Origin of the sequence: Variovorax sucrosi, from assembly GCF_051216635.1 — a bacterium.
Taxonomy (GTDB): Bacteria; Pseudomonadota; Gammaproteobacteria; order Burkholderiales; family Burkholderiaceae_C; genus Variovorax.
Map to the genome: position 1 here is coordinate 76,403 of NZ_JBPJZU010000012.1, position 22,883 is coordinate 99,285.

Below are 22,883 nucleotides of genomic sequence, written 5' to 3' on the forward strand. Positions count from 1 at the left end.
CGAAGCATGGCGTGCGCGTCGGCCTACGATCCGCCCCATGACGCCCTCGACAGCCCCATCGGCCGACCTCCTTCCCGACCCGGTCGCCGCCGCCACGCAGCCCGACCCGTACCCCGGCTATGCACGCTGGCGTGCCGCGGCACCGCTCGTCTTCGACCCCCGCTGCGGCCTCTGGGTGGCCAGCCGTGCCGAGGTGGTGCAGGCACTGCTCGCACACCCGCAACTGCGCGTGCGTCCGCCCGGCGAAACGGTGCCGCGTGCACTGGCCGGCCGCAGCGCCGGCGCGGTGTTCGGCCAGCTGGTGCGCATGAACGACGGGCCGCTGCACGCGCGCTTCAAGCCGCTTCTGGCGCAGTGCCTGGCTCGCCTGTCGACACCAATGCTGCAGCAGGCGGCGCGGGCGGCGCTGCGCTGCCTGCCGCCGATGCCGCTGAACGACTGGCTGTTCGCCCTTCCCCTGTGCACCCTGGCGCATGCGCTCGGCTTCGACGCGCGGGCCGCCACGGCAGCGGCCGAGGAAGGGCGCGCCTTCGCCGCCGGCATCTCCCCGCTCGCGACGCCCGACCCGCGCGATGCAGCGAGCGCGGCGGCCGAGGCCCTGAGCGATCGGCTCGGTCGCCTGCTGCAGGATGGCCCGGTCGACGGACCGCTCGCCGGATGGCCGGAGCTCGATGCCGAGGCGCGCGAGACGGTGCTGGCCAACCTGGTCGGCCTGTTCTCGCAGGCTTGCGACGGCACCGCCGGACTGGTGGGCCTGGGCTTGCTTGCGCTGGCACGCGCGCCCGGGCTGGCAGCGCAGCTGCGCGCCGATCCCGCCGCATTCGCGCCCTTCGTTGCCGAGGTCGCGCGGCACGATCCGCCGATCCAGAACACGCGGCGCTACGTCGCCACCGCCGGCGCGTTGCACGGTGCGGTGCTGGCACCGGGCGACGGCGTGTTGCTGCTGCTGGGCGCCGCGCAGCGCGATGCGACGCTCGACCCGGCGCCGGACGACTTCCGCCTGGCGCGCAGCGAGCGGCACCTGCTCGGTTTCGGCCACGGCGCGCATGCCTGTCCGGGCCGCGCCGCAGCGCTCGCCATCGCGGCATCGGCGCTGCACCACCTGATCGATCGCGGCCTCGAACCCGCGACACTGGCGAACGGCGGCTGGGGCTTCCATGCCTCGGTCAACGCGCGCATTCCCTTTTTTCACACTGGAGCGACACCATGATGGCCGTGATCTTCGAAGTCTGGCCCGCCGCAGGCCAGCGCGACACCTACCTGCAGATGGCCGCGGCGCTGCGCGACGACCTGATGCAGCGCGACGGCTTCCTTTCCATCGAGCGCTTCGAGAGCCTCGGAGAGCCCGGCAAGATGCTGAGCCTGAGCTTCTGGCGCGACGAGGCCTCGCTGGCCGCATGGCGCGCCCTGGACACCCACCGCCGTGCGCAGAGCGCCGGCCGCGACCATGTGTTCGGCGACTACCGGCTGCGCATTGCCGAGGTGGTGCGCGACTACGGCATGACCGACCGCGCGCAGGCGCCGTCCGACAGCCGCCGCGCGCATGGCTGACGGCGGCGGCCAGCCGGGCCGCGCACAATCCGGTCGGTGAGCACAGGCCCCCTCTTCCTCGTCCGCGATCTGCGCAAGTGCTACGGCGCGACGACGGTGGTCGACGACCTGTCCTTCGACATCGGCGAGGGCGAGTGCCTGGGCGTGATCGGGCCGAACGGCGCCGGCAAGACCACCACCATCCGCATGTGCCTCGGCCTCACGGCACCCGACGGCGGTGCAATTACCTACCGCGGCAACGGGAGCGATCTGCAGATGCCGCGCGACGCGCTCGCCATCAAGGCGCAGCTGGGCGTGGTGACCCAGTTCGACACCCTCGACCCGGACTTCAGCTGCGCCGAGAACCTGATGGTCTACGGCCGCTACTTCGGTTTTCGCCGCGCGCAGATCGCGCCGCGCGTCCCCGAACTGCTGGAATTCGCCGCGCTCACGCACAAGGCCGCCGCCAAGCCGGGTGAGCTGTCGGGCGGCATGAAGCGGCGGCTCTCGCTGGCGCGCGCACTGGTCAACGACCCGAAGCTGCTGCTGCTCGACGAGCCGACCACCGGGCTCGACCCGCAGGCGCGCCACCTCATGTGGGAACGGCTGCAGGTGTTGCTGCAGCGCGGCAAGTCGATCCTGCTGACCACACACTTCATGGACGAGGCCGAGCGCCTGTGCACGCGATTGCTGGTGCTCGACCACGGCCGCAAGATCGCCGAAGGCCGGCCGCGCGACCTGATCGCAGCGCACCTGGAGCCCGACGTGGTCGAGGTCTACGGCAACGGCGCGCTCGACCTGGCCACCGCGCCCGAATTGAAGGCGCTGGCCGCGCGCGTCGAGGTCAGCGGCGAGACGGTGTTCTTCTACACCCAGGATGCACGTCGGCTGCTGGATGCGCTGACGCAGCGTGGCGGACTGCGCACCTTTCACCGCCCGGCCAACCTGGAAGACCTGTTCCTGAAGCTCACCGGGAGGCAGATTCGTGAAGACGGCTGAAGCGACGCGATCCATCCCTTCGGCCTGGCGTGCACCAGCGCTCTCGATGCGCTGGTGGCCGGTGTTCCTGCGCAACCTGCTGGTGTGGCGCAAGCTGGCGATTCCCAGCCTGATCGGCAACATCGCCGAGCCGCTGATCTGGCTGGTGGCTTTCGGCTATGGCATGGGCGCACTGGTGGGGCAGGTCGAGGTGAACGGCGTCAAGGTTCCCTACATCCTGTTCCTCGCGAGTGGCTCGATCTGCATGAGCGCGATGAACGCGGCCTCGTTCGAGGCGCTCTACTCCGCCTTCTCGCGCATGCATGTGCAGAAGACCTGGGACGGCATCATGAACGCGCCGATCGGGCTCGACGACGTGGTGCTGGCCGAGATGCTGTGGGCCGCCTTCAAGTCGATCTTCACCGTCACCGCGATCCTGTTGGTGATGCTCGGCCTGGGCATCAGCCACAGCCCGAAGCTTCTGGTGGCCTGGTGCGTGCTGGCGGGCGCGGGCATCACCTTCTCGTCGATCGCCCTCATCTTCAACGCGCTGGCCAAGGGCTACGACTTCTTCACCTATTACTTCACGCTGTTCATGACGCCGATGATGTTCCTGTCGGGGGTGTTCTTCCCGCTGGATCAGCTGCCGGGCTTCGTGCGCGCCATCGCCGCCTGGCTGCCGCTCACCAACGCGGTGGCGCTGGTGCGGCCGCTCTTCATGGACCAGTGGCCGACCGATGCCTGGCGCCACGGCGGGGTGCTGGTCGGCTACGCGGTGGTGGCGTTCTGGCTGGCCCTGGCGCTGACCCGTCGGCGCTTCAAGGCTTGAGCGCGCATCCCGAGCGGGGCTTCAGGGGGCGTCCGGCTTGTGGGCCACGGCCGCCGCGCGCAGCTTGTCCTTCTTGCTCGGGCGCTTGCCCTTGATGCCGCCACTGCCGGGCGCAGCCACCGCCGCCTCGGGCGCGCGCGGCGCAGGCTCGAAGCCGGCGATCTGCTCGCGCGGCACCGCCGCGCCCTGGCGCTTCTCGATCAGGCGGAAGTGCGCCTCGGTCTCCGGGCTGACGAAGCTCAATGCCACGCCGCGTTCGCCGGCGCGGCCGGTGCGCCCGATGCGGTGCACATGGTCGACTGCCGAACGCGGCAGGTCGTAGTTCACCACCGCGGGCAACTGCACCACGTCGATGCCGCGCGCGGCGAGGTCGGTGGCGACCACCACCTGCACGCGCGAGGCCTTGAAGTCGGTCAGCACCTGGGTGCGCTTGCCCTGGCTCAGCACGCCATGGAAAGGCTCGGCCTCCAGGCCCGCCTTGCGCAACTTGTCGGCGACGATCTCGGCCGCATGCTTGGTCGCGACGAAGACGAGCACGCGCGCCCAGCCCTCGTCCTTCACCAGCTTCGCGAGCAGCTGCGTACGGCGCGGCGGGTCGACCTCGATGGCGCGCTGCGCGATATCGGGCGCCGATTCGGGCTCGACCGGCAGGTCGATGCGCAGCGGATCGCGCAGCACAGCGCCGGCCAGGGCTTCGATCGCGGGCGGGAAGGTGGCCGAGAACAACAGCGTCTGCCGACGCGCCGGCAGCAGCGCCAGGATGCGCTGCAGCTCCTCGTCGAAGCCGAGGTCGAGCAGGCGGTCGGCTTCGTCCAGCACCAGCGTGCGCACCGCCCCCAGGCGCAATGCGTTGTGCCCGACCACGTCCAGCAGCCGTCCGGGGGTCGCGACCACCACGTCGGCCCCGCCGCGCAGCGCCATCAACTGCGGATTGATCGATACCCCGCCATGGATCAACGCGATTCGCAGCCGAGCCGGGAGCGTCTGCGCGAGGGCGCGCAAAGTTTCGGCGACCTGCGCAGCCAGTTCCCGGGTCGGCACAAGCACCAGCGCAGGCAGGTCACGACCCGTTTCGTGGCGGCGATCCAACAGTTGCTGGAGCAGGGGCAAGGCGAAGGCGGCAGTCTTTCCGGAGCCGGTCCGGGCCGAGGCCAGCACATCGCGGCCGGCCAGGACCGCGGGGATCGCTTCGCGCTGGATCGGCGTGGGCACGGCATAACCCCGCTCGGCGGCGGCTTGCGCCAGAGGAGAAAGGAGGCCCAGGGTGGCGAATGGCATGCGTTGGAAAGAGCGGCGGTGAAGAAGCGGGAACCGGGGCGCGCACGGCGCCCGGAGAAGCCGGAAGGATAGCCAGCACGCTCGTCGCGGGGGCGCCCCGAAAGGGCTTTTTGAACTTTCTTCTCCTACAACGAAAGGTTTTCCCCCAAAACGCTCAGAGTGAACGACAATGTGCAAGCGTTTCAGGCGGAATCCCGCCGACGACGTGAACCGGTGATCGGTCAGTTTCGCGCCACAGCGCTTTTCAGTCAGTTGTGATTCTGGGACTCCATCGCTTTGTTATTTTGGTTTGAATTAGGAGTCCCTCCATGGGCAAGAAACTCTACGTAGGCAATCTGTCCTACTCCATCCGCGACAACGACCTGGAACAAGCCTTCGGCGAGTTCGGTGCTGTGACCAGCGCCAAGGTCATGATGGAACGCGAAACCGGCCGCTCCAAGGGCTTCGGCTTCGTTGAAATGGGCACCGACGCGGAAGCGCTGGCTGCCATCGAAGGCCTGAACGGCCACTCCCTCGACGGCCGTGCACTCACCGTGAACGAAGCCCGTCCGATGGAACCGCGTCCTGCTGGCGGCGGCTTCGGCGGCGGTCGCAGTGGCGGCGGCGGCGGTGGTGGTTACGGCGGTGGTGGCGGCGGCGGCGGTTACGGCGGCGGCGGTGGCGGCCGTAGCGGTGGCGGCGGTGGTGGTGGTGGTTACGGCGGCGGTGGCGGCGGTAGCCGCGGCGGCTACTAAGCCCTCTCGCGCTTCACATGAAAAAGGCTCCTTCGGGAGCCTTTTTTGCGTTCTGACTGCCTACTTTTTGAGCAGACCCTCGGATACCCGTACGAAGCGCTACGCGTTACTGCTTAGCCTTCGCGTCAGCCATTGGTCAGGCGCCTCCGACGACCCTCACGCCTCCAATTCACGGGGTCGAGACAATGGGAATCAAGAGTCAGGCTGACTTCTTTTCGGGAGTCATGTTCACTGCCGTCGGCGCCGCCTTCGCGGTCGGCGCCACCACTTACAACATCGGGGACGGCGCCCGCATGGGGCCGGGATACTTCCCGCTCATGCTGGGGATCCTGCTGGCCGTGCTGGGGCTGCTGATCATCTTCCAAGCGCTGGTGGTGGAAACCGCCGACGGCGGAAAAATCGGCAGGTGGGCATGGAAGCCATTGTTCTTCGTGATCGCCGCCAACGTCGCTTTCGGCGTGCTGCTGGGCGGCCTGCCGAGCATCGGCCTGCCGGCCATGGGCCTGATCATCGCGATCTACGCGCTCACCATCATTGCGAGCCTCGCCGGCGAGCACTTCAAGCTGCGCGACGTGCTGGTGCTCGCCACCATCCTCGCCGTGGGCAGCTACATCGCGTTCATCTGGGCCCTCAAGCTGCAGATCCAGGTCTGGCCGACCTTCATTTCGGGCTGAGGAGACACACGACATGGAACTGTTCCACAACCTGGCGATTGGCTTCGGCGTCGCGTTCACCTTCACCAACCTGCTGTACTGCCTGGTCGGTTGCATTCTTGGCACGCTGATCGGCGTGCTCCCCGGCATCGGCCCGGTCGCGACCATCGCGATGCTGCTGCCCGCCACGTACGCGCTGCCGCCCGTGTCGGCGCTGATCATGCTGGCCGGCATCTACTACGGCGCGCAGTACGGCGGCTCGACCACCGCCATCCTGGTCAACCTGCCGGGTGAATCGTCGTCGGTCGTGACCTGCATCGACGGCTACCAGATGGCGCGACAGGGTCGAGCGGGCCCGGCACTCGCCGCGGCCGGCCTGGGCTCCTTCTTCGCCGGCTGCGTCGGCACGCTGATCCTGGCCGCCTTCGCGCCGCCGCTGACCGAGCTGGCCTTCAAGTTCGGCCCAGCGGAATACTTCTCGCTGATGACGCTGGGCCTGATCGGCGCGGTGGTGCTGGCGTCGGGCTCGCTGCTCAAGGCGGTCGCGATGATCGTGTTGGGCCTGCTGCTGGGCATCGTCGGTACCGACGTGAACTCGGGTGTCGCGCGCTTCAGTTTCGACATTCCGGAACTCACCGACGGCATCGGCTTCGTGGTGATCGCCATGGGCGTGTTCGGCTATGGCGAAATCATCGGCAACCTGTCGCAGCCCGATGACGAGCGTGAGGTGTTCACCGCCAACGTGAAGGGCCTGTTCCCCACCAAGGAAGACTTCAAGCGCATGGCCCCAGCCGTGCTGCGCGGCACCGCCCTCGGTTCGGCCCTGGGCATCCTGCCCGGTGGCGGCGCCTTGCTGGCAGCCTTCGCGGCGTACGCGCTCGAGAAGAAGATCAAGATGAGCCCCGGCGAAGTGCCCTTCGGCAAGGGCAACATCCGCGGCGTGGCATCGCCCGAATCGGCCAACAACGCCGGTGCGCAGACCTCCTTCATCCCGCTGCTGACGCTGGGCATCCCGCCCAACGCCGTGATGGCGCTGATGGTCGGCGCCATGACCATCCACAACATCCAGCCCGGCCCGCAGGTGATGACCAGCAACCCGGAACTGTTCTGGGGCCTGATCGCCTCGATGTGGATCGGCAACGCAATGCTGGTGATCCTGAACCTGCCGCTGATCGGCATGTGGATCAAGCTGCTGACGGTGCCCTACAAGTTCCTGTTCCCGGCCATCGTGCTGTTCTGTGCGGTCGGCGTGTACTCGACCAACAACAACACCTTCGACGTGTGGATGGTCGCGATCTTCGGCGTGATCGGCTATGTCTTCCTCAAGCTCAAGACCGAGCCCGCGCCGCTGCTGCTGGGCTTCATCCTCGGGCCGATGATGGAAGAGAACCTGCGCCGTGCGCTGCTGCTGTCGCGCGGAACCTGGAGCGTCTTCGTCACGCGGCCGCTGTCGGCGGGCCTGCTCGTCGCTGCGTGCCTGCTGCTGGGCATCGTGCTGCTGCCGTCGATCAAGGCGAAGCGCGAAGAGGCATTTGTGGAGGAATAGGCTCTCCCCCGAAGGCTTGCCCACTTCGTGTGGCAGCGCCCTCCCCCTTCCGGGGGCGACACCAGCGGCCCGGCGAAGCCGGTTCCGCGGTGTCCCACCAACATGAAAGCCGCCCTCGGGCGGCTTTCTGCTTTTGGGGCGTCGCGCTCTACGCCTTGCGGGGCTTCACGCGGGACGCGGCTTCCTTGGCGTTCGCACGGGCGGTGTCGATGTCGGCCGCATGCGCCAGCGCCACGCCCATGCGGCGCTTGACGAAGCTCTCCGGCTTGCCGAAGAGGCGGATGTCGACGCCGTGCACCTGCAGCGCATCGGCCACGCCGTCGAAGACGATGCCGGTGGCGTCGACGCCGCCGTAGATCACCGCGCTGGCGCCGGCGCTCTTGAGCGTGGTGTCGACCGGCAGGCCCAGGATGGCGCGGGCGTGCAGCTCGAACTCGTTCTGCCACTGCGTCGCCATCGTCACCATGCCGGTGTCGTGCGGGCGCGGGCTGACTTCGCTGAACCAGACCTCTTCGCCTTTCACGAAGAGCTCGACGCCGAACAGGCCCTGGCCGCCGAGGTCGTCGGTCACCGCCTTCGCGATCTGCTGGGCCTTCTTCAGCGCCATCGGCGACATCGGGTGCGGCTGCCAGCTCTCGACATAGTCGCCGCTGACCTGCACGTGGCCGATGGGTTCGCAGAACTGGGTCTGGACCGAGGCCCTGGCATCCAGCGCGCGCACCGTCAGCAGCGTGATCTCGTAGTCGAAGTCGATGAAGCCTTCGACGATCACCCGGCCGTGGCTCACACGGCCTCCGGCCATGGCGTAGTCCCAGGCCTTCTGCACGTCGGCCGGACCGTCGATCTTGCTCTGGCCCTTGCCGGAGCTGCTCATCACCGGCTTGACGATGCACGGGTAGCCGATGCCGTCGTCGATTGCGGCCTGCAGCTCTTCGAGCGAATCGCAGAACTTGTACGGACTGGTCGGCACGCCCAGCGTCTCGGCCGCCAGCCGGCGGATGCCTTCGCGGTCCATCGTGAGGCGGGCGGCACGGGCGGTCGGGATGACACGCACCACGCCAGCGCTTTCCAGTTCCTGCAGCATCGGCGTGGCGATGGCCTCGATCTCGGGCACGACCAGATGCGGCTTCTCGGTCTCGATCAGCGCCTTGAGCTGCGCGGGGTCGCTCATCGTGATGGTGCGCGCGTGGTGCGCCACCTGCTGGCCCGGCGCGTTCTCGTAGCGGTCGACCGCGATGGTCTCGACGCCCAGCCGCTGCAGCGCGATCAGCACTTCCTTGCCGAGCTCGCCGGAGCCGAGCAGCATCACGCGGGTGGCGTGGGGGGACAGGGGGGTGCCGAGGGGGGTCGTCATGAAAAGCGCTCCGGGGGGACTGGAAAACCGGGCACTTTAATCCACCCGCCCTGCCGCCCGCGTTGTCGGCTGCGGCACAGCGTTTGCACGCCGCGCTGCGACACAATGTCCGCCATCGTGCGGGTACGCCCGCCCTCCCCATTTCCATTCCCTGCAAGGAGCATTTCATGAACATTCAAACCGTCGGCATCATCGGCGCCGGAACCATGGGCAACGGCATCGCGCAGGCCTGCGCGGTTGCTGGCGTGAAGGTCGTGATGGTCGACATCGCGCAAGCCGCGGTCGACAAGGGGCTGGCCACCGTCAGCGGCAGCCTCGACCGGCTGATCAAGAAGGAAAAGCTGACGGCCGAGCAGAAGACTGCCGCGATGGCGCTGATCCAGGGTTCGACGAACTACGAGGACCTGAAGAGCGCGCAGCTGGTGATCGAGGCCGCCACCGAGAACTACGAGCTCAAGCTGAAGATCCTCAAGCAGGTCGACGCGCTGCTCGCGCCCGAGGTGATCATCGCGTCGAACACTTCGTCGATCTCGATCACCAAGCTGGCCGCCGCCACCTCGCGCGCCGACCGCTTCATCGGCATGCACTTCTTCAACCCGGTGCCGATGATGGCGCTGGTGGAAATCATCCGCGGCTACCTCACGAGTGATGCCACGCACGACGCGGTGAAGGCGCTGTCGGTGGCGCTCGGCAAGTCGCCGATCACCGTGAAGAACGCGCCGGGCTTCGTGGTCAACCGCATCCTGGTGCCGATGATCAACGAGGCCTTCTTCGTGCTGTCCGAAGGCATCGCGACGGCGGAAGACATCGACGCCGGCATGAAGCTCGGCACCAACCAGCCGATCGGCCCGCTGGCCCTGGCCGACATGATCGGTCTGGACGTGTGCTTGGCGGTGATGGACGTGTACCTCGAGGAATACGGCGATTCCAAGTACCGCCCCTGCCCGCTGCTGAAGGAGATGGTCGCCGCTGGCCAGTTGGGCCGTAAGACCGGCCGCGGCGTCTATCGCTATTGAGCATGCTGCGCGGGCGCGCAGCCCGCTTCCGGCGCGACAGAACAACCACGGAGACAACCGATGATCCATTCCGCCACCACGCCCCCGCCCGAAGGCTGCATCGACACGCAGGTGCTCGACCACGTGCTGCTGATCGGCATCAACCGCCCGGCCAAGCGCAACGGCTGGACGCCGCGCATGTTCCGCGAACTGGCCGAGGCGTACACACGGCTCGATGACGACCCCGCGCTGCGCGTGGGCGTGCTGCATGCGCTCGGCGACCACTTCACAGCCGGCCTCGACCTGCCGTCGTTCAGCGAACTCATGAAACGCGGCGAGAAGGCCTATCCGCTCGGGCTGGTCGAGCCCAACGACCTGGGCACGCCCGGCTACCGGCGCCGCACCAAGCCGATGGTGGTCGCAGTCAAGGGCATCTGCTTCACCGTCGGCATCGAGCTGATGCTGGCCGCCGACATCGTGGTCGCGGCCGATGACTGCCGCTTCTCGCAGCTCGAGGTGCAGCGCGGGATCATGGCCACCGGCGGCGCGACGCTGCGCATGGCCGAGCGCGCCGGCCTCGGCAACGCGATGCTGCATCTGCTGACGGCGGACGAGTTCGACAGTGCCGAGGCGCTTCGCCTGCACTTCGTCCAGAAGGTGGTGCGCGCGGGCGAAGAGCTCGACGCCGCACTGGCCATCGCGCAGCGCATCGCGGCCCAGGCGCCGCTCGCGGTCGTTGCCACCCGGCTCAACACGCTGCGCGCCGTCGAGCACGGGCCACTCGCTGCGATGTCCGAATTCATCGAGACCCAACAGCGCCTCGCCCGCAGCGACGACGCGGCCGAGGGCGTGGGTGCTTTCGTCGAACGACGCGCCGCCCGCTTCACCGGCCGGTGAGCCGCTCGCCCCTGCAACACGCAGGGTCATGCGTCACACATCAATTGCACGCAATTCAATTGTTCGCTATCATTCAGCCCATGCGCTCCGCACCCTCCCCCGACGAACTGCTCAAGCTGGACAACCAGCTGTGCTTCGCCGTGTATTCCGCCTCCCTCGCGATGACGCGGCTCTACAAGCCGCTGCTGGAGAAGCTGTCGCTCACCTACCCCCAGTACCTCGTGATGCTGGCCCTGTGGGAAACCGACGGCCCCACGGTGTCGGAACTCGGCGAGCGCCTGTCGCTCGACTCCGGAACGCTGACGCCGCTGCTCAAACGGCTCGAAACCACCGGCTTGGTCTCGCGGCTGCGCGACATCGCCGACGAGCGCCGCGTGCACATCACGCTGACACCCGCCGGGCGCAAGCTGAAGGCGCGTGCGGCCCACGTGCCAGCCTGCCTGCTCGCCGCGAGCCAGTGCTCGCTCGATGAACTTGCCGGCCTCACGCAGCAGTTGCAGACCCTGCGTGACCGCGTGCGGGCCGCCTGACGATTCTTCACCGCCTCATTGAAGGCACTTTTTTCCATCCACTCCCAAAGGAACGACCATGACCACGAAACTCGACAAGGTTCTCTACACCGCCGAAGCCCACACCGTGGGCGGCCGCGACGGCGCCGGCAAGACCAGCGATGGCGTGCTCGACGTGCAACTGAGCTCGCCCGGTTCGGGCAAGCCGGGCACCAACCCCGAGCAACTGTTCGCGGTCGGCTACGCCGCCTGCTTCATCGGCGCGATGAAGGCCGTTGGCCCGAAGGTCGGCGTGAAGGTGCCGGACGACGTCGCGATCGACTCCAAGGTCTCGCTCGGCCCGACGAATGGCGGCGCCGCCTATGGCATCAGCGTGCAGCTGGCCATCACGCTGCCGGGCCTAGACGCCGAGCAAAAGCAGAAGCTGGTCGACACCGCCCACCAGGTGTGCCCGTACTCGAACGCCACCCGCGGCAACATCGACGTCGAGATCACGATCGCCTGATCGTCTCTCTGCCTGTCCCTCGACGAGGGCGGCGCGGCCTGGTGGCTGTGCCGCCTTTTTTCATGGCGCCCGTTGCACGATGCGGTTTGGTACCGGCCGACAATCGCGCCATGACACCTTCCAGCGCGCCCGCGAACACCCATCCCTACGAGAGCCTCACGCCGGACGTGGTGCTCGACGCGCTGGCCACGCTCGACCTGCACGGCGACGGCCGGCTCACCGCCCTCAATTCCTACGAGAACCGGGTCTACCAGGTCTTCCTCGATCAGCCCGCGGCGCATGCGTCGGTGGTGGTCAAGTTCTATCGGCCGGGGCGCTGGACCTCGTCCGAAATCCTGGAAGAGCACGACTTCTCGCTCGCGCTCGCCGCGGCGGACGTGCCGGCCGTGCCGCCGCTCGAGATGCATGGCGCCACGCTGCACCACCACGACGGCTTCGCCTTCAGCGTGAGCCCGTACCGTGGCGGCCGCTCGCCGGAGCTGGACGATTTCGAGGTGCTCGAATGGGTCGGCCGCTTCCTCGCGCGCATCCACACGATCGGCGCGGCGCGGCCCTTCTCCGCGCGGCCGGCGCTCGACCTGCAGACCTTCGGCATCGCCTCGCGCGACTGGCTGCTGGGGAACGAGAAGATTCCGCTCGACGTGCAGCGCGACTGGGAGAAGGCCTGCAACGAGGCGCTCGACCGCATCGCCGCCACGGCGCTGTCCCCCACGTCCACCGACGCGACGCTGCGCAAGCTGCGCGTCCACGGCGACGTGCATCCGGGCAACATCCTGTGGACGCCGACCGACCGGCCCGATGGCGGCCCGCACTTCGTCGACCTCGACGACGCGCGCACCGGCTTTGCGGTGCAGGACTTGTGGATGCTGCTGTCGGGCGACCGGGCCCAGCGCACCGGTCAGCTGAGTGGCCTGCTCGACGGCTACGAGCAGTTCCGATCTTTCGACCGGCGCGAGCTCGCGCTGATCGAGCCGCTGCGCACGTTGCGCCTCATTCACTACAGCGCCTGGCTGGCACGCCGCTGGGAAGATCCGATCTTCCCGATCAACTTCCCCTGGTTCGGCAGCAGCGACTACTGGAAGGGGCAGATCCAGATGCTGCAGGACCAGTGCGAGTCGATGGACGAGGAACCGCTGTACGCCTGAGGCGCCAACCGCTCAGTAGCTGATCGGCCCGCCCGGCGTTGCCGGACGCGGTGCGGCGAAACGCGCAGCCACCGCCTCGGCACCGCGCGCCAGGATCTGCAGGTCCATCGCGACGGCGACGAACAGCGCACCCAGGTCGAGGCACTCACGCGCCCGCGCCTCGTCGATCATCAAAATGCCGGGCGCCTTGCCGGCGGCACTGATGCGACGAATCGCATCGTCGATGGCGGCACGCACGTCCGGGTGGCCGGGCTCGCCCGGATGGCCCAGGCTGGCGGACAGGTCCGCCGGCCCGATGAACACGCCATCGACGCCGTCGACGGCGAGGATCGCATCGAGCTGGTCCAGTGCGGCGCGGGTTTCGACCTGCACCAGCAGGCAGAGCTCTTCATGGCCACGCTGGATGTAGTCGCGGATGCGGCCGTAGTTGGACGCGCGCACCGAGCCGCCCATGCCGCGCACGCCCTCGGGCGCATAGCGCATCGCGCGCACCGCGGCCGCGGCCTCGTCGGCGTTCTGCACGAAAGGCAGCAGCAGCGTCTGGGCGCCGATGTCGAGATAGCGCTTGATGAGCACCGTGTCGTTCCACGCAGGTCGCACCACCACCGAGGTCGGCCGGTCCGCATCGGCCGGGACCGCGGCGGCCGCCGCCTGCAGCTGGTGCAGCATGTGCGGCACATCGGTGGGCGAATGCTCGGTGTCGAGCATGACCCAGTCGAAGCCGGCGCCGGCGATGATCTCCGACACGTACGGGTCTGGCAGCGAAGACCACAGACCGATCTGCGGCACCTGCGCTGCGAGGGCGCGCTTGAAACGATTGGGCGTGGCAGGCATGGCGTTCATCCGAAGTGGCAGGACACGGTCCCGAACTCGCCGTAGTCTGCCACGATGGTGTCGCCCCGGCTGACCTCGATCGGTCGGATGAAGGAGCCCGCAAGGATGACCTGCCCCGGCTGCAGCGTGACGCCGAAGCGGTGCAGCCGGTTGGCCAGCCACGCCACGCCGTAGCCGGGGTGGTTGAGCACGCCGGCGGCCAGGCCCGTCTCCTCGACCTCGCCGTTGCGGCTCACGATGGCGCCGATGCGCCGCATGTCGGCGTCGATCATCGCTGGCTTGAAGGGCCGGCCGCCCAGCACCAGCGCGGCGTTGGCCGCGTTGTCGGAGATGGTGTCGAACACGTTGCGCGTGCGCTTGGTCTCGGGGTCGATGCGCTGGATGCGCGCATCGAGGATCTCCAGCGCGGGCGTGACGTACGCGGTGGCGTCGAGTACATCGAACAGCGTGCAGTCGGGGCCCGACAGCGGCCTGGCGAGCACGAAAGCCAGCTCCGCCTCGATCTTCAACTGCAGGAAACGCTCCGACGGAATCACCGCGCCGTCGCGGTAGAACATGTCGTCGAGCAGCGTGCCGTAGTCGGGCTCGGCGATGTTCACCGCGCGCTGCATGGCCTTCGACGTGAGGCCGATCTTGTGGCCCTTGACCGTGCGGCCGTTGCGCAGCTTCAGCTGCATCCAGGCGTGCTGGATCGCGTAGGCATCGTCGATGGTCATGTCGGGGTAGTCGAGCGAGAACTGCCGGCAGGCGACGCGCGTGCGCTCGGCTTCTTCGAGCCGCTCGGCGGCGTTGGCAAGGGTGTTCTGGTCCAGGCTCATGCTTGCACCTCTTCGGCCTTCACGACGTTGCGCAGCACGCCGACGCCGCTGACCTCGACCTCGACCACGTCGCCCGGCTGCAGGAACTTCGGCGGGTCGAAGCGGATGCCCGCGCCGATCGGCGTGCCCGTCGCGATGATGTCGCCCGGCTCCAGCGTGGTAAAGGTCGAGAGGTAGCCGACGAGGTAGGCGAAGTCGAACATCAGGTTCGCCGTGGTGTCGTCCTGCCGCGGCTCGCCGTTGACGCGCGTCTGCACGCGCAGCGCCCCGTAGCCCTGTGGAAATTCGTCGGCGGTGACGATCCACGGGCCGATGGCACCGGAGGCGTTCCAGTTCTTGCCCTGCGTCACGTTGAACTTGGCATGGTGCACCCAGTCGCGGATGGTGCCTTCGTTCATGCAGGTGAGGCCGGCGATGCAGGCCAGCGCGGCGTCGCCCTTCACGCGGCGCGCGCGGCGGCCGATGACGATGGCGATCTCGCCTTCGTAGTCGAGCTGTGTCGATTCGATCGGCTGCTGCAGCGCCTCGCCATGACCCACGAAGGACTCGGCCACGCGCATGAAGATGCTCGGGTACTTGGGCAGGTCGCTGCCGTCCTTGTACTCGGCGTTGCGGTGCGCGTAGTTCACGCCGATGCAGAAGATGCGGCGCGGCCGCGCGATGGGCGTGTCGACGCGCACGTCGGCCAGCGCGTGGTCGGGCGAGGCGCCTTCGGCCGCTTCACGGGCCTGCGCGAGTGCGGCGTTACCGCCTTCGAGCAGCGCGGCGACCGATGTGAACGCCGGCAGGCGCCGGCCGAGGTCGACGACACCGTCGCCGATGACGCAGCCCCAGTGCGAGGCCCCGCCGTGAACGTAGCTGATGAGTTTCATGCGGTCTCGAATCCAAAGAAGCGGGCGGGGTTGTCGACGAGGATCTTCTGCCGCGTGGCGGCGTCGGGGGCGAAGCGGTAGAGCAGTTCCATCAGCGCCCCTTCGTTGGGCGGCTGCTTGACCGACACCGGGTGCGGCCAGTCGCTGCCCCACACGCACCGGTCGGGCGCGGCGTCGATCAGGCGCTGCGCCAACGGCACCACGTCGTCCCACGGTGCACCGGCCTTCGAGATCTTCTCGGACAGCGACAGCATCACCCAGAAATTGCCGCGCTCGAACAGCTCAAGGATGCGCACCAGGCTCGGGTCGGCGTCGCCACGCGACGGGTCGGCGCGGCCCATGTGGTCGAGCAGCACCGGCACGTCGAGCGACTCGAAGGTCGCCAACTGCTCGGCCATGCCGTTCGGCTCGGGCTGCACCTTGACGTACCAGCCGAGTTCCTTGACGCGTGCGAACGCACGTTCCTGCTCGGCCGCGCTGAAGCTGATACCCAGGCCGCCCCGCGTGAAGCGCGCACCGCGCACGCCGGCGTCGTGCAACTTCTGCAGGTAGGCGTCGTCGCGTTCGGTCAGCACCGCCGCGTTGGCGCAGGCCATGTAGCGCCGCGGTCCGCCGGCGTTGAGGCCTTCGAGCGCATCGAGCACCACGGCGTGGTCGGCGCCGTAGGTCGTGGCCTGGACGATCACGCCGCGCGCGATGCCGAGCGTGGCGTGCAACTGCTTCGCCACCTGCCAGGTCGCGGTCGGCATCTCGTAAGCCGCATTGGGCCGCACCGGGTACTGCTCGCGGGGTCCGAACACGTGGAACTGGCTGTCGCACGACAGCGCGGGCGGCGACGGCACCGGCGCACGCGGATGAGGATCGAAGGGAAGGTAGTCGGGCATGGGGTTGTGGGGCGGTCGGTGGTGGATCAGGCGATCCAGGCGGTGAAGCTGCACTCGATGAGCTTCCCCATGTCCAGCTCGGGCGCGATGATCGCGTGGCGTGCCGGCCGCGAGGCGGCGTCGGGGAACATCTCGAGCCAGGGCACATTGAGCGCGGGGCGCTGGCTGCGGTCCTTCATCCAGACGGTGAGCTTCACGATGTCCTGCGTGCCGCCGCCTGCGGCTTCGACGATGCGGCGCACGTTGTCGAGCATGAAGCGGCACTGCGCCTCGATGGTCTCGGCCGGCTTGCCGGTGGCCGGGTCGTTGCCCTGGATGCTGCCGCTCTCGAGCAGCGGACCGACGCGGCAACCGGCCGGGATCGGGTTCTTGTGGCTGAAGCCCTCGACATAGACGCTGGTGCGGACAGCGGGCGCAGCGCGCCCCAGGGAAGTGGTGGCGGTGCTCATTCGGAGGAGATGTTGGCTTGCTTGATGACCGGCATCCACCGTGCGTCTTCCTTCGTGAGGAACTGGGTGAACTGCTGGGGTGTGCTGCCGCGGGCTTCGGCACCCAGCGTCTCGAACCTGGCCTGCACGGCCTTGTCCGCCAGGATCTTCTGCAAGGCTTCGGAGAAGCGCACCAGGATGTCCGGCGGGGTACCGGCAGGCGCCAGGATGCCGGTGAAGGTCTCGGCTTCGAAGCCTTTGAAGCCGGACTCCTGGAGGGTCGGCACGTCGGGCAATGACGCAACGCGTCGCGCCGATGTCACGGCGAGCGCGCGCGTACGGCCCTGCTGGATGAACGGTTGCGCCACCGAGAGCTGGTCGAAGTTGAACTGCACCTGCCCGCCCAGCAGGTCGGTGGTCGCCGGTGCGTTGCCCTTGTAGTGAACGGTCAGCCACTTGGCGCCGCTCTCCTTCTGCAGGTACTCGCTCACCAGGTGGTTGGTGGTGCCGGCACCGGGCGACGCCATCGTCAAGGCGCTGCCGGGCTTCTTGGCAGCGGCGATGAACTCGCCGATCGTCTTGTACGGCGTGCCGTCGTTCACCTGCAGCACCAGCGGCGTGAACGACACCGAGCTGACGGGCGCGAAGTCCTTCTTCCAGTCGTAGGCGTTGCGCTTGAAGATGGTCGGCGAAAACAGGATCGGCCCGTTCGCACCCATGAAGAAGGTGTAGCCGTCCGGCGCGGCCTTGGCGACGAATTCGCCCGCGATCATGCCGCCGGCGCCAGGGCGGTTGTCGACGAGAAAGGGCTGCTTGAAGATCGCCTGCAGCTGCTCGCTGACGATGCGGGCAGCGCCGTCGACGTTACCGCCCGGCGGGTAGGGCAGCACGAGCTTCACGGGTTTGTCGGGCCAGTTGCCCTGCGCGATGGCGGGCAGAACGGCGAGGGCCGCGCCGGCGGCGACGGCAAGGGTGCCGATGGTCTTCTTGAACATATGTCTCCTGCTCTTGCGCCGGCACCGCAAGTGGCTGCGGTTTCATCGGCGACCCGTTCACTTTAAGAACCGGCCGCCCGATGCTGCAATGCAATATGTCCAGACTGTTCCGTATCATGGACGTTTTGCGAAAGTGCGCCGCCCGCGCGCCAGCGTGCTCCCGACAATCGAGGTTCAGCCACCCCGGAAGGCCCTCCCATGTTTCTCGATGCCGGCGACCTGTCGCCCGAAGCCACCTACCGACTGATGAGCGGCATCGTCGTGCCGCGTCCGATCGCCTGGATCACCACCGTCTCCGAAGACGGCGTGGTCAACCTCGCGCCCTTCTCGTGCTTCACCTTCGTGTCGAACAAGCCGCCGATGCTGGGCGTGAACATCGGCCGCAAGGCGGGCCAGCGCAAGGACACCGGCGCCAACATCCATGCGATCGGTGAGTTCGTGGTGAACATCGGCGACGCCTCGCAGATGGTCGCCATCCACGAGAGCAGCGCGGAGCACGCGCCCGACGTGAGCGAGACCGAACTGCTGGGCCTCGGCACCCTGCCCTGCCAGACGGTGCGCGTGCCGCGTCTGGCCGACGCGCCCGTCAGCATGGAGTGCAAGCTGGAGCGCGTGATCGCCTTCGGCCAGACCGGCGCCGAGTTCATCGTCGGAGAGGTCACGGCCTTCCATCTGCGCGATGGGCTGCTGCACGACGGCAAGGTCGACACCCGCGCCCTGAACCCGGTCTGCCGCATCGGCGGACCGAACTACGCGACGCTGGGCGAGATCGTCACGCTTCGCGGCATGCAGCAAACGGCCAAGACGGTGATGGATGGCGGCAGCAGCGGATAAGGACACGGCCGCCACCGCCGGCGCCCAGAGCGTGCGCCGTGCACTCGCGGTGCTGCGCGTGCTCGCCACCGGCCAGGAGCGCGGCGTGCGGCTGACCGACGTGGTCAGCCACACCGGCCTGAACCGCCCGACGGTGCACCGCATCCTGCGCGTGCTGGTGGAAGAAGGCGCGGTCGAGCAGGACCCGGCGACGCGGCGCTACCTGATCGGCGGCGAGGTCTCGTTGCTCGGCCTCGCGCGCTCGACGCGCTTTCCGATCCGCGCCATTGCCGAACCGCACCTGCGCCATCTCAGCGAGATCCTCGGCGACACCGCCTTCCTGACCATCCGCAACGGCGCCGACTCGGTCTGCATCGACCGCCGGCCCGGCAGCTTTCCGGTCAAGGTGCTCTCGATCGAAGTCGGCGCGCGGCGGCCCCTGGGGGTGGGGGTGAGCGGCCTGGTACTGCTCGCTGCGTTGCCCGCCGAAGAAGCCGACGAGGTGGTGCGGCGCAATGCACGCCGGCTGCAGGCGCTGCACATCGACCCGGCCGACCTGCTGGAGCGCGCGCTGCGCACCCGCTTGCAGGGCTATGCGTACGCGCCGGTGGGCGTGGTGCCAGGCTCGCGGGCGGTGGCAGTGCCGGTGTGTCTGGCCGACGGCCGCACCGTCGCCGGCCTGGCGATCGCCACCATCACCGAGCGCCTGCCCGACGAGCGCCTGCCGACAGTGGTGGCGCACATGAAGGAACGGGCTGCGCTGATCGGTGCGCAGGCCGCTGAACTCGCACGGCGCAAGAGCAGCCGCAGCGGCGGCTGAAACAAGACAGTGCGGCCTTCGATGCACGAAGCGCGCACGCACCGCAAGCCTCAGGGCAGGACCGGCGCCGGAGGCGGCGCTGCGGCGGTCGGCGGTGCGTTCGGGTCGTGCAACAGCACGCTCTGCCCCACCCCCACACCCACCGAGGCCCCGCCGCCCACGCCGGTGCTGGCGCCCACGCCCGCACCGCCATAGACCTGCCCGCGGGTGTTCACACCGACGCCTGCGCCGACCGGGCCCCAGCCGGTGCCGAGCCCCAGGCTCGGGCCACCCGAGCCGACACCCACGCCGAGCGACAGCCCCGGAAACAGCGGGATGCCGATGCCCAGGCCGACGCCGGTGCCGCCGGAGGCGCAACCCGTCAATGCCAGCACGGCAACAAAAACGCCGCCGCGCGAAGCGGCGGCGAGAGACGTGGAAAGGCGGCGGTTCTTTTTCATGGTGTCGGTCGCTCCCTGGTGATGTGCCATCGAAGCGGCCGACCGGTCGCTTCGTTCAGACCAGCAGCGCGTTGACGCGCCGCACGTAGGCGGCCGGATCTTCCGGCAAGCCACCTTCGGCCAGCAAGGCCTGGTCGAACAGGATGTTCGCCAGGTCCTCGAAATGTGCCGAACCCTCCAGCTTTTTCACCAGCGGGTGCTCGGCATTGACCTCCAGCACCGGCTTGAGTTCCGGTGCCGGCTGGCCGGCCTGCTTGAGCATGCGGGCGAGCTGCGTGCTCATGCCGCCGTCCTTCACGACCAGGCAGGCGGGCGAGTCCACCAGGCGGGTGGTCACGCGCACGTCCTCGGCCTTGTCCTTGAGGGCGTCCTTGAGCCGCTCCAGCACCGGCTTGAAGGTCTCGGCCGCTTCCTCGGCGGCCTTCTTCTCGGCGTCGTCCTGCAGCGTGCCCAGGTCGACCGCGCCCTTCGCCACGCTTTGCAGCGGCGTGCCGTCGAAGTCCTGCAGGTAGTTCAGCGCCCATTCGTCGACGCGGTCGGTCATCAGCAGCACCTCGATGCCCTTCTTCTTGAAGAGCTCGAGCTGCGGGCTGTTCTTGGCAGCGGCCAGCGAGTCTGCGGTGATGTAGTAGATGGCCTCCTGGCCTTCCTTCATGCGCGCCTTGTAGTCGGCGAAGCCCACGCTCACCGTGTCGGTGGTGGTCGAGGCGAAGCGCAGCAGCTTGGCAATGCGCTCGCGGTTGCCGAAGTCTTCGCCCAGGCCTTCCTTGAGCACGGCACCGAACTCGGCATAGAACTTGGCGTACTTGCCCGCGTCCTCGGTGTCCGCAGATTCCGCTGCGTCCTTCTTGTCGACCACGTCGGTAACGTCGCCCGACTCGGACGTCGGCGCCGCTTCGCTCGCGCCCTTCTGCTTCTTCGCCAGGTCTTCCAGCATCGACAGCACGCGCTTCGTGCTGCCTTCGCGGATCGCCTTCACGTCGCGGCTTTCCTGCAGCAGCTCGCGGCTCACGTTGAGCGGCAGGTCAGCCGAGTCGATCACGCCCTTGACGAAGCGCAGGTAGCCGGGCATCAGGGCCTCGGCGTCGTCCATGATGAAGACACGCTTGACGTAGAGCTTCACGCCCGCGGTCTTCTCGCGGTTCCACAGATCCATCGGCGCCTTGGACGGGATGTAGAGCAACTGCGTGTACTCGGTGCTGCCCTCGACGCGGTTGTGGCTCCAGGCCAGCGGGTCTTCGTAGTCGTGGCTGATGGTCTTGTAGAACTCGGCGTACTGCTCGGCGCTGATGTCCTTCTTGGGGCGCGTCCACAGCGCGCTGGCCTTGTTGACCGGCTCCCACTCGCCGGTCTTGACCATGTCGCCGGGCTGCTCGTTCTCGCCTTCCTTCCACTCTTCCTTCTCCATCAGGATGGGCAGCGAGATGTGGTCGGAGTACTTGCCGATGACCTGCTTCAACTTCCAGGCGTTGAGGTATTCCTCGGCATCGTCCCGCAGGTGCAGCGTGACGCTGGTGCCGCGCTGCGCGCGCTCGATGTCGTCGACCTCGAAGTCGCCCGCGCCACCGCTGGCCCAGCGCACACCCTGGTCTGCAGGCACGCCGGCGCGGCGCGACTCGACCGTGATGCGGTCGGCCACGATGAAGCCCGAATAGAAGCCCACGCCGAACTGGCCGATGAGCTGGGCGTCGGCCTTCTGGTCGCCGCTGAGCTTGCTCATGAAGTCCTTGGTGCCGCTCTTGGCGATGGTGCCCAGGTTGTCGATGGCTTCCTGCTTCGACAGGCCGATGCCGTTGTCGGCGATGGTGAGCGTGCGGGCCGTCTTGTCGAAGGACACGCGCACCTCGAGGTTGGGTGCGTCCTCGTACAGCGCAGGCTGGTCGATGCCCTCGAAACGCAGCTTGTCGCAGGCGTCCGAGGCGTTGGAAATCAGTTCACGCAGGAAGATTTCCTTGTTCGAGTAGAGCGAATGCGTGACGAGGTGCAGCAGCTGGGCCACTTCGGCCTGGAATGGGAGTTTGGTCGTTGCAGTCATGGTTCTCTGGGATCGAAAAAAGAAACGGGAGGCGCATGGCCCCATCGCGATATGGCGTCGAGCCGGCTATTTTCAACCGTTGCAACGTGAAGAGATACCTGATGAGGCAATCCGGCGCGGGAAGAGAAGCCATCCCTTTCTAGAATCCGCCGCGCAGGGCCATGCCCGGCATTCATGTCACACTCAAGCAGGAGAGAGAACAATGGAAAACAGCAATTTCAAGAAGTGGGTCGCCGAGTTTCTCGGGACCTTTTGGCTCACTTTCGGTGGCTGCGGCAGTGCCGTGCTCGCCGCGGTGTTTCCCGGCACAGGGCTCGGCATCGCCTTCGTGGGCGTCTCGCTCGCGTTCGGCCTGACGGTGCTCACCGGCGCCTATGCGTTCGGGCCCGTGTCCGGCGGGCATTTCAACCCTGCCGTGTCGGTCGGGCTGGCCGTGAGCGGACGCTTCCGCTTCGCCGAACTGCCGGGCTATGTGATTTCGCAGGTGCTGGGCGCCATCGCCGCCGGTGGCGTGCTCTACATGATCGCGTCCGGCCGGCCCGGCTTCGTCATCGGCAGCGGTGCGGGCGCGTTCGCCACCAACGGCTTCGGGGAGCTTTCGCCAGGCGGCTTCAGCCTGCAGGCTGCGCTCATCACCGAAGTGGTGCTCACCGCAATTTTCCTGATCATCATCCTGGGCGCGACCTCACGCCGCGCGGCCGGCGGCTTCGGCGGCATCGCGATCGGCCTGTGCCTGACCCTGATCCACCTGATCTCCATTCCGGTGACCAACACCTCGGTCAATCCGGCGCGCAGCACCGGCGTGGCGGTGTTCGTGCCGAGCGCGATCCCGCAGCTGTGGCTGTTCTGGGTGGCGCCGATCGTCGGCGCCATCGTCGGCGCACTGATCTACAAGCTGCTGCTGTCGACCCCGGCCGACGAGCCCCACCCGACGCTCGCCCGCGCGGAAAACGTCGGCTGAGGCGCGACCGGCTCCACAAGGCCTGCGCCA

The 22,883-nt window shown here is 68.0% G+C and carries 25 protein-coding genes; 15 read left to right on the top strand and 10 right to left on the bottom strand.

Annotated features, from left to right (window positions below; genetic code table 11):
• The first annotated feature begins 37 nt into the window (after positions 1-37).
• The 4 genes from ACSFBE_RS21900 to ACSFBE_RS21915 are packed head-to-tail and all read left to right on the top strand — an operon-like array spanning position 38 to position 3,337.
• On the top strand, positions 38-1,210 hold the full coding sequence (locus ACSFBE_RS21900; protein WP_435492506.1) for a cytochrome P450: 1,173 nt from the start codon (positions 38-40) through the stop codon (positions 1,208-1,210).
• The gene (locus ACSFBE_RS21905) at positions 1,207-1,551 is read left to right on the top strand and encodes an antibiotic biosynthesis monooxygenase family protein (protein ID WP_435492507.1); all 345 of its coding nucleotides are present in this window, start codon (positions 1,207-1,209) and stop codon (positions 1,549-1,551) included. The genes ACSFBE_RS21900 and ACSFBE_RS21905 overlap by 4 nt, the downstream gene beginning before the upstream one ends.
• Before the next feature lie 27 nt (positions 1,552-1,578).
• Entirely contained in the window at positions 1,579-2,529 is a 951-nt protein-coding gene (locus tag ACSFBE_RS21910) for an ATP-binding cassette domain-containing protein (protein WP_435492570.1), read from the top strand.
• A gap of 46 nt (positions 2,530-2,575) precedes the next feature.
• The gene (locus tag ACSFBE_RS21915) at positions 2,576-3,337 is read left to right on the top strand and encodes an ABC transporter permease (RefSeq protein ID WP_435492571.1); all 762 of its coding nucleotides are present in this window, start codon (positions 2,576-2,578) and stop codon (positions 3,335-3,337) included.
• A 21-nt stretch (positions 3,338-3,358) separates the two neighbouring features.
• Here ACSFBE_RS21915 and ACSFBE_RS21920 read toward each other — a convergent pair whose 3' ends face one another.
• Positions 3,359-4,615, bottom strand: a complete 1,257-nt coding sequence (locus ACSFBE_RS21920; protein WP_435492508.1) for a DEAD/DEAH box helicase — start codon at positions 4,613-4,615, stop codon at positions 3,359-3,361.
• Positions 4,616-4,923: 308 nt separating this feature from the next.
• Between ACSFBE_RS21920 and ACSFBE_RS21925 the strand changes: the two genes are divergently transcribed.
• From ACSFBE_RS21925 to ACSFBE_RS21935, 3 genes are all read left to right on the top strand, one after another.
• Positions 4,924-5,349 (top strand): RNA recognition motif domain-containing protein, encoded by a 426-nt coding sequence (locus tag ACSFBE_RS21925; RefSeq protein ID WP_435492509.1) that lies wholly within the window; start codon positions 4,924-4,926, stop codon positions 5,347-5,349.
• A gap of 185 nt (positions 5,350-5,534) precedes the next feature.
• The gene (locus tag ACSFBE_RS21930; RefSeq protein ID WP_435492510.1) at positions 5,535-6,023 is read left to right on the top strand and encodes a tripartite tricarboxylate transporter TctB family protein; all 489 of its coding nucleotides are present in this window, start codon (positions 5,535-5,537) and stop codon (positions 6,021-6,023) included.
• A 13-nt stretch (positions 6,024-6,036) separates the two neighbouring features.
• The gene (locus tag ACSFBE_RS21935; protein WP_435492511.1) at positions 6,037-7,548 is read left to right on the top strand and encodes a tripartite tricarboxylate transporter permease; all 1,512 of its coding nucleotides are present in this window, start codon (positions 6,037-6,039) and stop codon (positions 7,546-7,548) included.
• 148 nt (positions 7,549-7,696) lie between these two features.
• On the opposite strand, the gene purT is transcribed toward ACSFBE_RS21935, so the two are convergent.
• Positions 7,697-8,902, bottom strand: coding sequence for a formate-dependent phosphoribosylglycinamide formyltransferase (gene purT / locus ACSFBE_RS21940; RefSeq protein WP_435492512.1), 1,206 nt, complete (start codon positions 8,900-8,902; stop codon positions 7,697-7,699).
• Positions 8,903-9,069: 167 nt separating this feature from the next.
• Here purT and ACSFBE_RS21945 point away from each other — a divergent pair, with 167 nt between their 5' ends.
• From ACSFBE_RS21945 to ACSFBE_RS21965, 5 genes are all read left to right on the top strand, one after another.
• Positions 9,070-9,918, top strand: coding sequence for a 3-hydroxybutyryl-CoA dehydrogenase (locus ACSFBE_RS21945; RefSeq protein WP_435492513.1), 849 nt, complete (start codon positions 9,070-9,072; stop codon positions 9,916-9,918).
• Between the two features lie 60 nt (positions 9,919-9,978).
• Entirely contained in the window at positions 9,979-10,794 is an 816-nt protein-coding gene (locus tag ACSFBE_RS21950) for a crotonase/enoyl-CoA hydratase family protein (protein ID WP_435492514.1), read from the top strand.
• Between the two features lie 80 nt (positions 10,795-10,874).
• Complete coding sequence (locus ACSFBE_RS21955; RefSeq protein ID WP_435492515.1) at positions 10,875-11,324, top strand: MarR family winged helix-turn-helix transcriptional regulator; 450 nt, start codon at positions 10,875-10,877, stop codon at positions 11,322-11,324.
• Between the two features lie 58 nt (positions 11,325-11,382).
• On the top strand, positions 11,383-11,808 hold the full coding sequence (locus ACSFBE_RS21960; protein ID WP_435455541.1) for an organic hydroperoxide resistance protein: 426 nt from the start codon (positions 11,383-11,385) through the stop codon (positions 11,806-11,808).
• A 110-nt stretch (positions 11,809-11,918) separates the two neighbouring features.
• Entirely contained in the window at positions 11,919-12,953 is a 1,035-nt protein-coding gene (locus ACSFBE_RS21965; RefSeq protein ID WP_435492516.1) for a serine/threonine protein kinase, read from the top strand.
• A 12-nt stretch (positions 12,954-12,965) separates the two neighbouring features.
• On the opposite strand, the gene ACSFBE_RS21970 is transcribed toward ACSFBE_RS21965, so the two are convergent.
• From ACSFBE_RS21970 to ACSFBE_RS21995, 6 genes are read right to left on the bottom strand one after another with little or no spacing between them, the layout of a single operon-like run.
• On the bottom strand, positions 12,966-13,796 hold the full coding sequence (locus ACSFBE_RS21970; protein WP_435492517.1) for an aldolase/citrate lyase family protein: 831 nt from the start codon (positions 13,794-13,796) through the stop codon (positions 12,966-12,968).
• Positions 13,793-14,605, bottom strand: a complete 813-nt coding sequence (gene hpaH, locus ACSFBE_RS21975) for a 2-oxo-hept-4-ene-1,7-dioate hydratase (protein ID WP_435492518.1) — start codon at positions 14,603-14,605, stop codon at positions 13,793-13,795. The genes ACSFBE_RS21970 and hpaH overlap by 4 nt, the downstream gene beginning before the upstream one ends.
• Positions 14,602-15,477, bottom strand: coding sequence for a fumarylacetoacetate hydrolase family protein (locus ACSFBE_RS21980; RefSeq protein WP_435492519.1), 876 nt, complete (start codon positions 15,475-15,477; stop codon positions 14,602-14,604). Before ACSFBE_RS21980 ends, hpaH begins: the two co-directional genes overlap by 4 nt.
• On the bottom strand, positions 15,474-16,361 hold the full coding sequence (locus ACSFBE_RS21985; RefSeq protein WP_435492520.1) for an amidohydrolase family protein: 888 nt from the start codon (positions 16,359-16,361) through the stop codon (positions 15,474-15,476). The genes ACSFBE_RS21980 and ACSFBE_RS21985 overlap by 4 nt, the downstream gene beginning before the upstream one ends.
• A gap of 26 nt (positions 16,362-16,387) precedes the next feature.
• A complete protein-coding gene (locus tag ACSFBE_RS21990; RefSeq protein WP_435492521.1) occupies positions 16,388-16,810 on the bottom strand; it encodes a RidA family protein in 423 nt (140 codons plus the stop codon).
• Positions 16,807-17,784, bottom strand: coding sequence for a Bug family tripartite tricarboxylate transporter substrate binding protein (locus ACSFBE_RS21995; protein ID WP_435492522.1), 978 nt, complete (start codon positions 17,782-17,784; stop codon positions 16,807-16,809). The genes ACSFBE_RS21990 and ACSFBE_RS21995 overlap by 4 nt, the downstream gene beginning before the upstream one ends.
• Before the next feature lie 198 nt (positions 17,785-17,982).
• On the opposite strand from ACSFBE_RS21995, the gene ACSFBE_RS22000 reads away from it, so the two are divergent.
• On the top strand, positions 17,983-18,618 hold the full coding sequence (locus ACSFBE_RS22000; protein WP_435492523.1) for a flavin reductase family protein: 636 nt from the start codon (positions 17,983-17,985) through the stop codon (positions 18,616-18,618).
• Positions 18,599-19,417 carry an IclR family transcriptional regulator gene (locus ACSFBE_RS22005; protein ID WP_435492524.1) on the top strand — a complete coding sequence of 273 codons (819 nt, stop codon included), beginning with the start codon at positions 18,599-18,601 and terminating at the stop codon, positions 19,415-19,417. Before ACSFBE_RS22000 ends, ACSFBE_RS22005 begins: the two co-directional genes overlap by 20 nt.
• Before the next feature lie 50 nt (positions 19,418-19,467).
• Here ACSFBE_RS22005 and ACSFBE_RS22010 read toward each other — a convergent pair whose 3' ends face one another.
• Together ACSFBE_RS22010 and htpG are read right to left on the bottom strand one after the other, a co-directional pair.
• Positions 19,468-19,857, bottom strand: coding sequence for a hypothetical protein (locus ACSFBE_RS22010; RefSeq protein WP_435492525.1), 390 nt, complete (start codon positions 19,855-19,857; stop codon positions 19,468-19,470).
• Between the two features lie 55 nt (positions 19,858-19,912).
• Positions 19,913-21,892, bottom strand: a complete 1,980-nt coding sequence (htpG, locus tag ACSFBE_RS22015; RefSeq protein ID WP_435492526.1) for a molecular chaperone HtpG — start codon at positions 21,890-21,892, stop codon at positions 19,913-19,915.
• Between the two features lie 202 nt (positions 21,893-22,094).
• On the opposite strand from htpG, the gene aqpZ reads away from it, so the two are divergent.
• Positions 22,095-22,853 (top strand): aquaporin Z, encoded by a 759-nt coding sequence (gene aqpZ / locus ACSFBE_RS22020; RefSeq protein ID WP_435492527.1) that lies wholly within the window; start codon positions 22,095-22,097, stop codon positions 22,851-22,853.
• The last annotated feature ends 30 nt before the right edge of the window (positions 22,854-22,883 follow it).